Origin of the sequence: Roseivirga sp. (genome assembly GCF_965216855.1) — a bacterium.
Lineage (GTDB): Bacteria > Bacteroidota > Bacteroidia > Cytophagales > Cyclobacteriaceae > Roseivirga.
Genome location: NZ_OZ244204.1, coordinates 3,081,330 through 3,097,141 on the forward strand (window position 1 = coordinate 3,081,330; position 15,812 = coordinate 3,097,141).

Below are 15,812 nucleotides of genomic sequence, written 5' to 3' on the forward strand. Positions count from 1 at the left end.
ATGTTTACTAGCTTTATTTTCAACGATTTACAAAATGAGAAGAGAAAGAAAATCGCGGGGTCTTGGCTATTTCCTGGCTGAGCTCCTTATTCTGGTTGTGGGTATTTCTGCCTCCTTTGCCCTGAATGAATGGCGCATTGAAAGGCAGGAAAGCCGTCAGGAAGTTGAACTCCTCGAAAACTTCAAAGCTAATCTGGCCATAGACAGTCTTACTCTTTTTAGTGGTTCAAAGCAGCTGAAAACCCAGGTTGAAAATGCACAGAAGGTATTACTGAGCGATGGTAATACGCCTTTGGATAGTCTTCTCATACCTGTGATTTCACTACTCAATTATGTGCCCTTCAATAGTAATGACATTACCTATCAACAAATGAGAGGAACGGGTACAGTCAGCCTGATAAAGAATGATTCACTGGCTTCCAGAATTATCGGGCTCTATGAAAATGATTTTGAAATATTAACTACCTGGACCCAGATTGATGCCGAACATGTTCGGGGAAGGCTGATTCCTCATGTCGAGGAAAACTTCCCATTTACAGTAGGTTTACAATACAGCCAGGCCAGCCGGGCGATACAGCGAGAATTTATCAGTCAGGTTCAGCAAGATGAATTCAAGCACCTTGTGCAGTTTGGGCTTTCATACAAAAGCAGCACAAGGGCTTATTTTGAAGCCGTACTTAAAGACATCAGAGAGACAATTGAACTGATCAATCAGGAGCTATCTACTTCCCAAAAAGCTTCTGATCAAGAGAGTATTTCCCCGGACCGGTGATGAAGATCATCAGGTAAGAAAGCAGATAGAATACTGACTTCTCCTGGGTGCCAAAAGGATCATCTCCGTGAGCAATTCTCCAGGCCACTATCATGGTAATCATCAAAGGCACAGCTGCGTATCTTGTAGTGAGTCCCAGAATGATCAGGATTGAGCAGATAAATTCGGCAAAGGCAGCCAGAATCAGGGAAGCTTCTACACCAATACCCAGTGGGTCGCCAAAGGTGAAATCTCCGTTGAGGACTTTCTGAAACTTACCCCAGCCGTGTGTCATCATCATGGCTGAAACGCCTACTCTGAAGATCAGTAAACCGAAGTTGATATTGGAAGAATGTTTACCTGTTTTTAGAAGCTTTTTTAACATGGTGGTGGTTTTGCTTCTATTTAACGGGCTATCCAATCATTTACAATACTTCTTTACATATTCGGTCGCAATCTCGTCATCGAGGTCAGATGCTTTTTTGAAGTCAGCACAACCTTGTTCTTCCGAGAACCACTTTGACTGAAATCTTGACATTCCTCTGCGGGTATAAGCTTCCGCATATTCGGGGTCTAATTTTATAGCTTTATCAAAAGTCTCAGCCGCTTCAGTATAGTTCTCATAGAGGAAGTAAACCATCCCCATATTGAAGTAAGCCACTGGTAAATTGGGTTCAATGCGAAGTGCTGCTTTAAAGTCGTCTACCGCCTTTGGACCCAAACCACCACGGGCATAGGCGGCACCTCGACTTATTAGTGCCTGTACATTGCGGTCATCCACTCTCAATACCTTGTTGAGGTCAAGGACAGCTTTTACATTATCTCCGGTCTTGGTATATGACCGACCTCTCAGTTCCAGTCCTTCAATGTTGTCAGGGTCCATATAGAGTAAAGAATTCATGTCCAGAATTACATACTCATATTTCTCCATTTCAAATAGACAGCGGGAGCGACCCAACATAGATAGTCTGACATTCTCCTTTCTCTTCACCAGAATATCATAGTCGTCATAGGCCTCTTCATACAGCCCTAGTTTCTCTTTGGCACTAGCTCGATTGAAAATGGAGAAAGCATCGTTGGGTTCCAGCTTAATGACACGGTCATAAGCGGCAACCGCTGCTTCATAATCGCCTTCTTTCAGAAACTGATCGGCCTCTTCACGAGTGGCAGACATATCGCAGGCAGAAAGAAGAACTGCTGTTAACAAGCTGAATAAGAGAAACCTTGTGCGCATACACAAATAAACTAATTGATTAGTTTAATAACCAAAAGATTCGGTGATTTTTAATAGCTACCGTGATATTTTCTTAGGAACCATTCGGCTGCCAGTAGTCCAATCAGCAGAATAAGCCAAAGAGGATTATTAATGATAGGGCTGAGGCGTTCATTGGAACGGGTGATTGGTTTCGGGTTGAGCGCCTGAATAGCAGCTAAGGCTTCTGCATAATCTTCCAACAGGTAGAAGTCACCGCCTGAGTTATTAGAAATATTTCTTAGCAATTGATGATTAGCCGTTAGATTGATGTCTTCCAAAGCCAGTTCCTGAACTGAGAAACTACCTTCAGCGATTTCTCTCTTGCCTGACAGACTGGTGGAGGCTCTAAAGTTGTACACGCCTGGAGCCAATCCATTGATCTTAAAGTTTTCAGTAGGGGAGTTTACATAGTTGTATTCCTCTGTCTCACCCTGCGCATTAGTAATGGTCAGGTCAACATTATAGTCATACACTTTCTCAAAGAGTTCATTATATACTTCTGTGATAAACTCAACAGACTCACTGTCGAAGTAGCTCTCCTGAGTGGTGCTTACCCTAAAGTTTCTTTTGTCATCTTTTGTAGCCAGGTACTGAATAAGCTTTCCGAAGATTTCATCGAAAAGTTTGGCATCATCGTACTGGCCGAACTCCTGTAGTCTCCATTGCCAAAGACCTGAACCTGAGAATACGGCAGATTTTCTTTCATCGCCATTGTAAATGCTCAATAGAGGGCGATTGGTTTCCGCACTTCCAATTTTCTGATAGAGGTAGATGTCCGCATTATTCTTAAGCTCAAATGTGCCGTAGGGTGCTCTGACAGGAGGGTAGTTGGCTGCTCTGTACTTCAGGTCTTCATCAATCTGGAATAGCTCGAAGTTGGGGTTCAGGTTGGGGAGTACCGCGTCTGACTGCCCAAAGCTGCTATAAGTTAATACAGGGTTGATTCTGTTGATATTATTCAAGTCATTAATGCCACTGATAAACCAGGTGTTAGTGTTTTCAATACCCGAATTTAACCAGGCTGGCAGATCGGTAAGCCCAGGTAGTTGATGAAGGATGATAAGATCGAAAGGGCCCTCCGGGTTTTCATCGGTGATGCCATCCAGATACAATGATACCTCGACTCCCTCCTTACTTTCGATTACCTCGCGCAATGCTTTGATATCGGGATGAGGTGCTGCCGCAGCGATCAATATTTTTTGTTTACTGTCTACTACCTCTATGAAAGCCGTTCGAGTATTGTTGTTGGTAGAGCTTTCCCCTTGCTTCGGTCTAATCCTTACCTGATAGGTGTCTACACCAATTACTTCTGCATCAAGTATAAACTCAAAGCTATTGACCTCCTGATCTCCATTCAGTCTGATGGACTGTGTTTGTAATACTGTGCCTGATTTCAATACATCTACAAATACTTCTTCGCCTACATATCCATTGTTGAAAATATCTACCACTAATGGGAATTGATTCCCCTCATAAACAATCTTATTATAGTTGATTTTGCTGATGCTGAGATCCTGAGCCGGGACGGTATCACCCATGGCTAAACTGTAAACAGGGTAATTCAATGTCAGGAACTGGGGAGAGCTGCCATAGTTGTCTATGCCATCACTGGCCAATAGCGTGGCCGCAAGGTTTTGCTGTTCAAAGTCCTGCCTGATACTTTGAAGTACCTTGTGCAGGTCGGTAGACTGAGAGGAGAAATTGATCTCATCTACACGATCATAGTATTGGTTGATGCCCCGGATTCTCAACTCATAATTAGCCTCACTCAGTTCGGACTCAAGTTGGTTCAGCGTATTTTTAATCTGCTCAAAGCGAATGGAGTCATAAGCATCTTCAATAGAAGCCGAATCGTCTATGGCTAACACTACTATAGGGTCCTCCTCAAAGAAATTGATCTGATTGAGAAGTGGGCCTAACAGGAAAAAACAGAGCAGTGAGACCAGCAAGGCCCTTAGTCCAAAGAGTAGTCCGTTGGTAGATTTACCCCACGGAGCCTTCTTAGAGTAGAGTAGAAATGCATAGCCAATACCGACCACCAAACACAATGGGATAAACCATGGTGAGAAGTCTGTCTGTAAGGAGATTTTCGCAAGTAGTGCTGGTAGGCTACGCAATGCTTTTCAATCTGAAATGAAAATCGGTTGATGCCATATTAACGCATTACTACGAAAGTTGGACATCAACCGATACTGAAAATTATAATGTTTTGATGAGCGGTGCTTAAGTAAGCATACCACCGTCAACCACAATGGTCTGCCCGGTGACATAGCTCGACATATCAGAAGCCAGGAAAACACAGGCATTAGCCACATCATCAGGAGAGCCACCTCTTTTCAATGGAATAGCATCTCTCCAGCCCTGAACAGTTTTTTCGTCTAAAGCATCCGTCATTTCGGTTTCTATAAAACCAGGAGCTACTGCATTAGATCTAACACCTCTCGACCCCAATTCCAGGGCTACAGATTTAGTGAAACCTATGATACCCGCTTTGGAAGCTGCATAGTTGGCTTGTCCGGCATTTCCTTTAATACCTACTACGGAAGTGATGTTAATAATAGAACCTGCTCTTTGCTTCATCATGGTTCTGGTAGCCGCTTTCACTGTGTTGAAGCAAGATTTGAGGTTAACGTTCATCACCTCATCCCACATCTCTTCAGTCATACGCATCAAAAGGTTGTCTCTTGTAATACCTGCATTGTTTACAATGATATCCAGGCTGCCAAATTCGGCTACAATGTCATTGACAAGTTGTTCTGCAGCAGCAAATTCAGCTGCATTGGAACGGAAACCTTTCACGGTTGTACCAAATTCTGCCAGTTCTTTTTCCAGTGCCTGTCCTTTTTCTACACTAGATAAATAGGTAAAGGCTACATTGGCTCCTTCCTGAGCAAATTTAGTAGCAATTGCTTTTCCTATTCCTTTTGATGCTCCGGTTACCAGAGCGGTTTTTCCAGTTAATAAACCCATATTCAGTTATTTATCTTTTTAAGGTCGAATGAAGCCCTTGAGCTTTGACCCTTCAAATAAAACCAAAACCCGCAACTCCTCCAATTTCCGTGTTTTGAAGTGATCGGATTTGGGTTAACTTTGCCCTTCCCAAAAACAGGTAAAGTAAAAATATGGCAACGAAATACGACTTAATTGTAATTGGTAGTGGTCCGGGTGGTTATGTGGCAGCCATCAGAGCGTCACAACTCGGAATGAAGGTAGGTGTGGTTGAAAAGGCTGAGTTAGGCGGTATTTGTCTTAACTGGGGATGTATCCCAACCAAAGCCTTGTTGAAAAGTGCACAGGTATTTGAATATATCCAGCATGCTGCAGACTATGGCGTGAAGGTAGATAAAGCTTCGGCTGACTTTGGCGCGATGGTGAAAAGAAGCCGTGATGTTGCCAACGGAATGAGCAAAGGGATTCAGTTCCTGTTCAAGAAAAACAAAATCGATCATATTGCCGGCTTTGGTAAACTCAAGGCAGGTAAGAAAGTAGAAGTGAAAGCTGAAGACGGTTCAGTAACTGACTATTCTGCTGATCATATCATCGTAGCGACTGGAGGTAGATCAAGAGAGCTTCCTCATATGCCTATCGATGGCGAAAAAATTATTGGCTACCGTCAGGCCATGGTATTAGACAAGCAACCTAAGTCAATGGTGGTTGTAGGTTCAGGAGCCATAGGTGTTGAGTTTGCCTATTTCTATAATTCAATCGGAACAGAAGTAACCATTGTTGAATACATGGACAAAATCGTTCCTGTTGAAGATGAAGAAGTGTCCAAGCAGTTGGAAAGAATCTACAAGAAAGCAGGCATGAACATTATGACCAATGCTGAAGTTACTGCTGTAGATACAAAAGGTAAAGGCTGTAAAGTGACCGTAAAAACGAAGAAGGGAGATGAAACACTGGAGTGCGATGTAGTACTATCTGCAGTGGGTGTTTCTACCAACCTGGAAGGTATCGGTCTTGAAGATGTTGGTGTAGCTACCGATAAAGGTAAGGTGATCGTAGATGACTACTACAAAACCAATATCCCTGGTGTTTATGCCATAGGTGATATCGTACACGGACCTGCACTGGCGCACGTAGCATCAGCGGAAGGTATTATCTGTGTAGAGAAAATTGCCGGACAGCATGTTGAGCCTTTAGATTATAATAACATCCCGGGTTGTACTTATTGTCAGCCTGAAATTGCTTCAGTGGGTTATACTGAAAAGGCAGCCAAGGAGGCAGGATATGAAATTAAGGTGGGTAAATTCCCATTCTCTGCATCAGGGAAAGCAAAAGCCGGTGGCGTAAGCGATGGCTTTGTGAAAGTGATTTTCGATGCAAAATACGGTGAGTGGCTGGGTGCCCATATGATTGGTGCCAATGTAACTGAAATGATTGCTGAGGTAGTAGCTGCCAGAAAACTGGAAACTACTGGTCACGAAATCATCAAAACAGTACACCCACACCCAACCATGTCTGAGGCTGTTATGGAAGCAGCAGCAGCAGCTTACGATGAAGTAATACATCTTTAATAAAGAGTTATAGCACCTGGAGGCATCCATATAGAAGAAAGCGAACTCGTTCTTAGACTAAAAAATAAGGACAAGGCTGCGCTGTCTTATCTCTACGATAAGTACAGTGCTGCGCTCTATGGGGTAGCCTCCAGAGTGATTAAGAATGAAGATATCACGCAAGAGGTTCTTCAGGATGTTTTCGTCAAGATCTGGAATAAGATCGATCAGTACGATGCCGCCAAGGGTAGATTCTTTACCTGGATGATGAACCTGACACGCAATGCTTCTATCGATAAATTGAGGTCAAAAGAATTCTCTCGATCGTCTAAAACCGATTCGATTGATGACTACGTATATACATTCGATCGCGAAAATAGCACAGAAATGAGCACAGATGCGATTGGTGTGAAATCGCTGATGGATGACCTCGTAGATGATCAGAAATTCGTACTTCATAAAATTTACTTTGAAGGTTTCACCCATACGGAAATAGCCGAAGAATATGATATACCTTTAGGTACTGTCAAGTCAAGGCTACGTTCTGCATTGAAGCATATGAGAAAGAAATTGGCATAGTGAACATAGAAGAATACATATCGTCCGGAATACTTGAGGCATATGCCCTCAACACCCTCTCTGAACAAGAGATGAGGGAAGTTGAGACTATGCTTGAAAAGTATCCTGAACTAAGAGATGAGCTCGAGGCAATTGAGCTTACCTTAGAAGGTATGGCTATGGCCGCTCAGGTTAAACCTGCGGTAGACCTGAAGCAAAGTATTCTCGATGCGATTGAAGAAGTAGAGGAGAAGCCTGAAGAAATTGCTAAGCAAGACCTGAAGAGTGAAGCCAGAGTGGTAACCATGCAGCCATCTCCAATTTGGAAGTTTGCTGTAGCGGCATCAGTAACCATTGCACTGCTTTGCGGATATCTTGCCATGGATTACAGGTCTAAATGGAAAAATTCCAGACTGGCCTATGATCAGTTACTGGCCAGTAATTCTCAAATGGCTGAGCAATACAACAGAGTAAACCAAAAGCTGGATGAACTGGAAAATGATCTGAATATTCTGTCTAACCCTGAGTTCATGAGAATTGAAATGCCGGGAACAGATAATGCCAAAGAAGCATTTGCCAGTGTTTATTGGAATCAAACCTCTCAGGAGCTTTACCTGGATATCAGAAACTTAAAGGAACTGGCTCAAAACGAGCAATATCAGCTTTGGGCAATTGTAGATGGTAAGCCGGTAGATGCAGGTGTATTCGACTGGAATGCAGATGGCCTGGTACGTATGAAAAACATGGCTCAGTCGGTAGCCTTTGCGGTGACTATCGAGCCGCGAGGAGGCAGTGAAAATCCAACACTTGAGTCAATGCAGGTGTACGGAGGTGTTTAGTCCTTGCCTTTTGAAAATATGAGTGAAGCCGGATATTCCGGCTTTTTTTGTGCCCGGGATTTTAAGGAGGTGCTTTCATTGAGCTCGGCTAAAAGGAAGAGGCTGCCTCAAAAATAACGTACAGCTATTTTTGAGACAGCCTCTATGAGACCTCAACCTAAGTAAACTGTTACTCCAGTTAAGTTTCCTTTAAAATCTTTATAGTAGCGTTGTCAGAAAGGGGAAGTCCAGTGTCTGGTTAAAAAGAGGAGTCTACCCATCCGGTAGACTCCGACACCTCAACCAAAGTAGAATTGGGACTTGATTGTTATCTTCTCTGCTGTATGTACAGCAGTTGTTTTCTGTGTGGATTTAGTCGAGCTTTAATCACTCTGTTTAGGTGAGTTCCCTAAAAGGTGAAGTATATACGAAGTGCGGATTGGGTCTGGATCTAGGCCAACGAAAAAAAAATTATCTTTTTTTTCATCTTTCTGAGTCTGAGTCCTCAACTTTGAGCCATGAGTCTTAAAAACGAACGCATTCTCCTGATTATAGCGCTGGTTATCAGTTCAATAGCATTGGTTATGATCTATGTAACTGGTTTGGAAGGATTTCAGAATCCGGAGAGTGCTGATTATGTCGTACGTTCATTACTCTATCTTTTTGGTCTGGTTGCGATCCGCGGAGCCTGGAAATTGACACTGGATAGAAAAATCAGTTCAAAGAAAAGTCAGAAAGATGAACATTGATATCACCACCCCCGCCTTACTCTTCCCTGCCATTACACTTTTGCTTCTGGCCTTCACCAACCGCTTTGTCGCACTGGCTAATTTGGTAAGAGGTCTGAGAGTTCGCTATAAGGAATCTCCCGAAATGCGGAAGACCCTTTTTGGGCAAATCAAGAATCTCAGGCTTCGGTTACTTCTGATCCGTAATATGCAGGCCCTTGGAATAGCCAGCTTTTTCTGCTGTGTACTCTGTATGGTGCTCATGTACTTGGGCAGACAAGTAATTGCAGATTATATCTTCGGAGCCAGCCTGTTTTTACTCCTGGGCTCTCTGCTCATTTCATTTGTTGAGACGCAAATCAGCACAAGAGCTATTAACCTGGAATTGAAAGATCTGGAAGAAAACACCCCTTCTTAAGTCTAATAGGTCCTTTGTTTAATACTTTCACTGATTGGCGATGGATGTGTCATTCAGTAGTAATTCTTCATGTCTACCAGATAATAGTGTGAAATAGGACGCCAATTCTGCAGGTGTCTTGCGCTTTATTTAAGTCATTCTCAATGATGTAATATTAAAATATTGGTTGTGTCTGGAATTTATATATCAAAATACTTGTCTAGACAAGTATTTATTGCTAATATTCCACCTGACTTACAACCTTATGGATTTCAGTAAGGCTCTCTTTCACCTTAATAACAATCTCGGCTATAATCTGTATCGCGCTTATTTACTCTTTCATAGAGAGTTGATTCGTGCCTTAAAAGCGTATGCTGTTACGCCAGAACAATGGCAGGTATTGATAATTCTTTGGAACCATGGGAGCGTGACCCCAACTGAGATCAGTAGGGTTACGCTCCAGGATCTACCCTCCATTTCGCGCATGTTGGTACGGATGGAAAAGAACGGGTGGATCGAGAGAGTCGAAAATGAGGATGATGGTCGCTCTTTTCATGTGCAATTGACCGAGAAGGGTAGAAAAAGTAAAAATGAAATGATTATTGCTTTCGATAATCACTTCAGTGGGTTCCTGAATGAGGTACCCAAACAATTTCGTGATGGGATAAAAAACGAGTTACTTCAATTGAGAAGTCAATTAGGAGATTACACACCCATAAAGTGACAGACGGTCCGGTCATTTCAGGTGCTAGACCCAGTACCTTGATCTCTTCATATGTTTAGGTTGAAACGGAGATGATTACCGAGGCAGTAAATATAAGATTTGCTGCCTCGGAAATGACTTTCAAATTCCCCTTGTGCTTTCCTCTCACACACTGTACATTCACGAAAAAAAATGTCGTCCAGGACTTACATCGTAAACCTCTTCTTAGGTTTCTTCCTTTTTACCCAGTGTTCTTCTCCGTCTACCGCTACTTCTGAGCAGACTGATGTTGATGTTTCCGGAGAAAGGGGGATTCGTATTCCTGCAGGTGAAGGCAAAACGTTCTTTAGCTGGACACCCGATCGGATACCCATGGTCAGTGCACACAGAGGAGGACCATATTCCGGTTATCCCGAAAATGCATTGGAGACTTTTACCCATGTGGCTTCTCAGGTTCCCACGGTGATAGAGTGCGATATCGCCATGACTAGTGATTCGGTCTTGATAATGATGCATGACAATGCCCTTGATCGTACCACAACAGGGGCGGGTCAGGTTGCGGAGGTAACATACGGGTACATCAAAGGCCTAAATCTGGTTGACAATAATGGAACTGTAACAGATTATTCCATTCCTACATTAGACGAAGTTTTGGAGTGGGCGAAGGACAAAGCGATACTGACCTTAGACGTGAAGCGCGGAGTACCATTTCAAAAAGTAGTTGAAGCGGTTCAGGCAGCCAAAGCTCAAGACTATGCGGCCATCATTACCTATAATGCCAGAGACGCGGCTCAGGTATATCAACTCGATCCAGACCTGATGATCTCAGTAAGTCTTGGTTCCGAGGAGTCATACCAGGCACATCATGATATGGGTGTACCTGATGAGAACATGATTGCCTTCGTGGGCGTGTCGGAACCGGAACAAGAGCTGTATGAGTTCCTGCATGCCAAAGGTATTTACTGCATTCTGGGCGTTTTAGGGAACCTCGACCGTAAGGCCGAAACACAAGGAGATTCCACATATTTGGGCTATATTCAACGTGGTGCAGATATACTGGCAACAGACAGGCCATTAGAGGCCTTCGATGCTATTCAATCATTAATTCAGACGAGTAAGAAACAAGAATATTTTTATGGCTATTGATCTTAGGAGCGATACGTTAACGAAGCCTACCCCGGGTATGCATGAGGCAATGATGTCTGCAGAGGTGGGAGATGATATGTTTGGTGAAGACCCAACCGTAGCGGCACTGGAATCCAGAGCGGCTAAAATGTTTGGAATGGATGCGGCTATCTATTGTGCATCCGGTACCATGACCAACCAGATTGGAATCAGGCTCCACTGTAATTTGCAGGATGAAGTCATCTGCCATAAATACTCTCATATCTATCTCTATGAGTCGGGAGGAATTATGTCTAATGCAGGGGCATCAGTGCGTTTACTCGATGGGCCCAGGGGTATGATCACTGCCAAAGATGTGGAGGCAGCTATTCAGGCCGATGATATCCATTCACCCGTGTCCCGATTGGTTTCACTGGAGAATACCATGAACAAAGGGGGAGGAAGCTGTTACGACTTTGAAGAAATCTGGGCCATTAGGGAAACCTGTCACGAACATGGATTAGCACTGCATTTAGATGGTGCTCGTTTGTTCAATGCATTGGTGGCGACAGGGCAAACTACTAAGCAGTACGGAGAAGTGTTCGACACCATTTCCATTTGCCTGAGCAAAGGACTGGGTGCACCGGTTGGTTCATTGCTGTTGGGTGGTCATGACGATATCAAAAGAGCGAAACGGATCAGGAAAGTGATGGGAGGTGCCTGGCGTCAGGCCGGATATATTGCAGCGGCCGGACTTTATGCACTTGATCATCATATCGACCGATTGGCTGAAGACCATAACAAGGCGAAAGCCATTGGTAGCGTATTGGAAGGACTGGATTATGTAGAAGAGGTTTTGCCTTGTGAGACGAACATTCTGATTTTCAAACTCAGCGACAAATACACCAATGATGCATTTCTGAAGAAACTGGCTGAGCACAATATCCTTGCTTTTGGATTTGGCCCGCAGTTGATTCGTTTTGTGACTCACTATGATTTTACAGATGATCACCTGAATGAAACTATTGAGGTGTTGAAAAAACTATAAATGAAAAAGATAAGCCTCCTTGGTTTACTGGTGCTTTTCACGGCCTGTGGATCAAAGAAAACAGAACAGTCAGTGGCCAAGCAAGAGTCTAATGAAGCCATATTCTTTGTGGGGACCTACACCAAAAAAGAAGGTCATGTCGATGGGCAGGGTGAAGGTGTCTACGTTTACTCCATGAATAAGAATACTGGAGCCATTAGCTATAAGGCAACCAGTGATGTGGTGATCAGTCCGTCTTACCTGGCGGTTCACCCCGATGGCCAACATGTTTACGCTGTGAATGAATATGACGGGGGAGAAGATAGCTATGCAGCTGTAACGGCCTTTGATTACAATCCTGAAGACCACAGCCTCACTTATTTGAATGAAGTGAGCAGTGTTGGTCAATATCCCTGTTTTCTCAGTATTGACAATACAGGTAAGTTTGTCATGGCTGCTAACTATGTTGGTGGCAGTGTGGTGTTACTTCCGATTATTGAAGATGGCATGTTAGGGTCTTACAGCTCCTATAAGAAACATGAGGGAGGTTCAAGTCATCCGAGGCAGGATGCACCTCATGCTCACCAGATATTTCAGCATCCCAAATCTGGATTGGTTGCTGCAGTAGATTTAGGGGCCGATAAAATCTATGCCTATGAGTTGGATACCCTGAGTCAGACCCTGAATTACCTGAGAGACTTCATTAATCCGCCAAGGACTGCGGGCCCAAGACACATGGTTTTCCATCCTGAAAAAGACATTGCCTATGTACTGAATGAGTTAATAGGAACCATTGAAGTGGCTACTTTCACTGATAGCCTGCGCTTTCAGCAAAAGGTGCAAATGATTTCACTGCAGGAACCGGGAGATAAGAGAGAGCCATCAGGCGCTGCTATTAAAATCCATCCTAATGGTGAATTCCTTTATGCCTCTAACCGTGGCGAAATCAATGAAGTAGTAGCTTTTAGAATTGGTGATAATGGTGAACTCATTAAGGTAGGAGCTTATTCTTCCAAGGGGTTAACACCACGAGACTTTGAGATAGATCCTTCGGGAAAGTTTATGCTGGTAGCCAATCAGGACAGCAACACTATCATGACTTATGAGATCAATCAGGAAACTGGTGAATTGATTGATACCGGCTATATCGAAGAAGTGCCTACTCCGGTTTGTATTAAGTTCTTATTGTAATTATTGTTTTCCTTCACCAAGAGGATATTCGTGCCATCCGCAGCCGTTCGGACTCAGCTATCGACCTCTGGCGGAGGCTAGGGTGTGGGAATCATTGCTTTAGCCTTACTAATTTCCCGCTCTTAGCACTCCTCATAGCCGCATCCAGAATTTCCATTACTACCATATTATTTTCAAGAGCTGACAGGTCAGCTTCCTGAGGTGTGATTTCACCTCTGACTACTGCTGCCAATAGGGTAAAAGGATCATCATTAGGGCTTTCTTTCTTCAGATTAGTGAGCTTCTTTTCTTCCGCATTGTCCCCTAGTCGGTATCGAAGAGTGCTACCATTGTCGGCAAAGATTTGTCCGGTTACGCCATAAACTTCCATGTCTTTTCGGGAGACCGGCCAGTTCCATGATGCCTGAATAATCACCTGAGTTTTGGGATACTGAAGTACAATGGTGGCTTCATCATCTACCTTGGGATATATATCCGGTTTATTGGTTGCCGTCATGGCGAAAACGGACTGAGGCTTTTCGCCCTTCATCAGCCAGGTAGCCAGATTAGCTCCATAGCAACCAAAGTCTGTCAGTGCTCCCGCACCATTGAACCTGGGGTCTGTCAGCCACTCCAGAAATTCTTCGTTAACGCCAATCTCCTTTGGCCCCGGGTGTCCGTCATGTACTACGATCTTACGGATATCCCCAATCATATTGTCCTGATGTACCATTTGCCAGGCCTTGAGATTACTTCCATACCAGGTGGTTTCGTAATTGGTTAGCAGGTGGATGTTGTGCTTTCTGGCGAGCGCCTGCATTTTTCTGGCATGATCAAGGGAAACCGCCAGTGGTTTTTCCACCATCACATGAATACCCCTGGGAGCGAAAAATTCGACCACTTCCAGGTGGTCGTAGATGGTTCCGAAAGCTGTTACTGCTTCGGGCTGAACATTCTGCATCAAGGCCTCCATAGTGGGGTAAACCATGTCCATTGAAAGGCCATGTTGTTGGGTGTATCGCTCGGCCAGGTCTCTGTTCGATTCAACTATACCTACCAGCTCAATATCCCCACGATCTTCTCTTCCCAATATCCAATGGACGTGAGTATGTGTCAATCCAATGACGGCTACTTTAACAGGTGGGTTTTGTTGTTGTGCCTTCATGCTGAATATTGAAATTAAGGCCATCAAGAGGGTGAGGATGCGTTTCATAGAGGAATTTACTATAAGCTCGCTTAATCTCACCCCTTAGTCTTAAAAATTACACGTCTCTCAACTCATTGCTTAATCACATATTTCATCAGAGGGTCATGGTTCAGTTTATTATAAGAAGCCGAGAATCAGTTTCTGGTTTTGTGTTATCTGTTTGATAGTAAGTATGGGCCGCCTCAATCGGTGTCCTCACCGATTGCGTAGTAAGGCCTCAGTATTTATCTGAGAGACTGGTGATGTAGATTTTGCTGGATGGGCTGATGCAAAGTGCAGGTCGTGGTGAGGACACCACAACTGGCGGCTCATGGCTGTTTTGATAGGATTGCAGACGATACGTTTGTTCTTCGAATAGAAGGAGTCTGTCAGGTTATGGATTGATGGTGTTTTATAAAGGTTTGGGCTTTTGTGTTCTTGTTATAGAAGGAGAGTGTAGAGTATTATATCCCCTTTAGATAAATCTTCACCACATTCTGATGGTGTTCTGCATGGTAGATGGTGAAGTAAAGCATTTCCCGTACTGTTACTTTACCTAATACAGGGTGAGGAAAAATGTAAGTATCCATCTCATCCTCTGTCCAGTTTTTGAGCTTGTCCTGGATTTTGCCGATAATCTCTTTTTGAGTTTTCGAGAGCTTACTATAATCGGAATACCTGACTTTTTTAGGGACATATGCTCCGGGAGGATCTCCTTCCATAGTGGTGAGTCGCTGCTTGTAGCGCTCCACCAGTTCGGGATAAGTTTTAGAAGGCCTGTTGGCTTTACCGAACTTGAACTTAATCATGAATTTTGGGAGAGCGAGGCCTTGAATTAGTGGTCTGGTACTCTTAATCAGGTGTTCTGCCTGCTGTCCTGCATTCCATTTGCCTTCAGGAGCATATTCAAATTCATCTTCGGAAAGTGTTCCGATGAACTTGTGAAAATGCTCATATGAATCTTCCAGCCTGGCCTTAATCTCCACCTTATTCATGACGGAAAATTAGGTGGTTTTCGATGGAAGGCAAAAGAGAATCTGAAAATTGAATTCAATCGTTTAGCGCTTTGCTGACTTAAAGCGCTTGTAGTCTGCATAAAGCCATATTCCAAGTATCCATAAACAAACGGCTACAAAGGCCCCGATCCAATGACCTGCATGCTCATTACCCTGATAACCGATATAGGCTGAACCAACAGAGATCACTCCTGCCATCACTGCGTATGATTTGGTTTGATAAAACCAGGCATAAGGGAAAAAGTGGGCACCTGTTATAATGGCTAAAGCCATAGGCATGTCGTAGTTATCTCGCATCAAAACAAAGAAGAGTAATGGGAAATAGAATAACTGTGCAAAGTTGAGCCAGAGTCCCAGGTCGTTCAATGGGTTGTTGGCAATTTTCCACTCTGTTTTAAATACTTTACCGAGTAGCCAGGCCAGGGGTAACAGAGGCATGGTAGCCATAAAGGAGTAAAGTACCAGTTCACCTGAAGACAGATGACTGGTCCATAGAAACGAGATACCCAGCCAGCAGATACTGGCGGCCAGAATGAAGTTAATGCCGTTCTTGTTGCGCAGAATTATTTCGGTGCGCATTTCCTGAAATGATTTGGTTGTCAT

Annotated in this window: 17 protein-coding genes; 10 read left to right on the forward strand and 7 right to left on the reverse strand. The window is 43.7% G+C overall.

Annotated elements, in window-relative coordinates; genetic code table 11:
* The first annotated feature begins 34 nt into the window (after positions 1-34).
* Entirely contained in the window at positions 35-772 is a 738-nt protein-coding gene (locus ACOOEY_RS13715; RefSeq protein WP_420385289.1) for a hypothetical protein, read from the forward strand.
* Here the strand turns inward: ACOOEY_RS13715 and ACOOEY_RS13720 are convergent.
* The 4 genes from ACOOEY_RS13720 to fabG form a co-directional block, all read right to left on the reverse strand.
* Entirely contained in the window at positions 723-1,136 is a 414-nt protein-coding gene (locus tag ACOOEY_RS13720) for a DoxX family protein (RefSeq protein ID WP_420385290.1), read from the reverse strand. The two genes, ACOOEY_RS13715 and ACOOEY_RS13720, sit on opposite strands and share 50 nt — an antisense overlap.
* A gap of 36 nt (positions 1,137-1,172) precedes the next feature.
* Positions 1,173-1,985, reverse strand: a complete 813-nt coding sequence (locus ACOOEY_RS13725) for a tetratricopeptide repeat protein (RefSeq protein WP_420385291.1) — start codon at positions 1,983-1,985, stop codon at positions 1,173-1,175.
* Between the two features lie 50 nt (positions 1,986-2,035).
* Positions 2,036-4,123, reverse strand: coding sequence for a VWA domain-containing protein (locus ACOOEY_RS13730; protein ID WP_420385292.1), 2,088 nt, complete (start codon positions 4,121-4,123; stop codon positions 2,036-2,038).
* A 106-nt stretch (positions 4,124-4,229) separates the two neighbouring features.
* The gene (gene fabG / locus ACOOEY_RS13735; RefSeq protein WP_420385293.1) at positions 4,230-4,976 is read right to left on the reverse strand and encodes a 3-oxoacyl-[acyl-carrier-protein] reductase; all 747 of its coding nucleotides are present in this window, start codon (positions 4,974-4,976) and stop codon (positions 4,230-4,232) included.
* Positions 4,977-5,128: 152 nt separating this feature from the next.
* On the opposite strand from fabG, the gene lpdA reads away from it, so the two are divergent.
* The 9 genes from lpdA to ACOOEY_RS13780 all read left to right on the forward strand — a co-directional run bounded on the left by lpdA (position 5,129) and on the right by ACOOEY_RS13780 (position 13,028).
* Complete coding sequence (lpdA, locus tag ACOOEY_RS13740) at positions 5,129-6,523, forward strand: dihydrolipoyl dehydrogenase (protein WP_420385294.1); 1,395 nt, start codon at positions 5,129-5,131, stop codon at positions 6,521-6,523.
* Between the two features lie 30 nt (positions 6,524-6,553).
* Entirely contained in the window at positions 6,554-7,081 is a 528-nt protein-coding gene (locus ACOOEY_RS13745; RefSeq protein ID WP_420388658.1) for an RNA polymerase sigma factor, read from the forward strand.
* A complete protein-coding gene (locus ACOOEY_RS13750) occupies positions 7,081-7,899 on the forward strand; it encodes an anti-sigma factor (protein ID WP_420385295.1) in 819 nt (272 codons plus the stop codon). Before ACOOEY_RS13745 ends, ACOOEY_RS13750 begins: the two co-directional genes overlap by 1 nt.
* A 497-nt stretch (positions 7,900-8,396) precedes the next feature.
* Positions 8,397-8,627 carry a hypothetical protein gene (locus tag ACOOEY_RS13755; protein WP_420385296.1) on the forward strand — a complete coding sequence of 77 codons (231 nt, stop codon included), beginning with the start codon at positions 8,397-8,399 and terminating at the stop codon, positions 8,625-8,627.
* A complete protein-coding gene (locus tag ACOOEY_RS13760; RefSeq protein WP_420385297.1) occupies positions 8,617-9,024 on the forward strand; it encodes a DUF2721 domain-containing protein in 408 nt (135 codons plus the stop codon). The genes ACOOEY_RS13755 and ACOOEY_RS13760 overlap by 11 nt, the downstream gene beginning before the upstream one ends.
* Positions 9,025-9,268: 244 nt before the next feature.
* Positions 9,269-9,727 carry a MarR family winged helix-turn-helix transcriptional regulator gene (locus ACOOEY_RS13765; protein ID WP_420385298.1) on the forward strand — a complete coding sequence of 153 codons (459 nt, stop codon included), beginning with the start codon at positions 9,269-9,271 and terminating at the stop codon, positions 9,725-9,727.
* Between the two features lie 171 nt (positions 9,728-9,898).
* The gene (locus ACOOEY_RS13770; protein WP_420385299.1) at positions 9,899-10,852 is read left to right on the forward strand and encodes a glycerophosphodiester phosphodiesterase family protein; all 954 of its coding nucleotides are present in this window, start codon (positions 9,899-9,901) and stop codon (positions 10,850-10,852) included.
* Positions 10,842-11,858 carry a threonine aldolase family protein gene (locus ACOOEY_RS13775; protein WP_420385300.1) on the forward strand — a complete coding sequence of 339 codons (1,017 nt, stop codon included), beginning with the start codon at positions 10,842-10,844 and terminating at the stop codon, positions 11,856-11,858. The genes ACOOEY_RS13770 and ACOOEY_RS13775 overlap by 11 nt, the downstream gene beginning before the upstream one ends.
* On the forward strand, positions 11,859-13,028 hold the full coding sequence (locus ACOOEY_RS13780) for a lactonase family protein (RefSeq protein ID WP_420385301.1): 1,170 nt from the start codon (positions 11,859-11,861) through the stop codon (positions 13,026-13,028).
* Positions 13,029-13,119: 91 nt separating this feature from the next.
* Here ACOOEY_RS13780 and ACOOEY_RS13785 read toward each other — a convergent pair whose 3' ends face one another.
* The 3 genes from ACOOEY_RS13785 to ACOOEY_RS13795 all read right to left on the reverse strand — a co-directional run bounded on the left by ACOOEY_RS13785 (position 13,120) and on the right by ACOOEY_RS13795 (position 15,812).
* Positions 13,120-14,220 (reverse strand): Gfo/Idh/MocA family protein, encoded by a 1,101-nt coding sequence (locus tag ACOOEY_RS13785; RefSeq protein ID WP_420385302.1) that lies wholly within the window; start codon positions 14,218-14,220, stop codon positions 13,120-13,122.
* A gap of 437 nt (positions 14,221-14,657) precedes the next feature.
* Entirely contained in the window at positions 14,658-15,188 is a 531-nt protein-coding gene (locus ACOOEY_RS13790; protein WP_420385303.1) for a DinB family protein, read from the reverse strand.
* Between the two features lie 63 nt (positions 15,189-15,251).
* Positions 15,252-15,812, reverse strand: a complete 561-nt coding sequence (locus ACOOEY_RS13795; RefSeq protein WP_420385304.1) for a DUF7010 family protein — start codon at positions 15,810-15,812, stop codon at positions 15,252-15,254.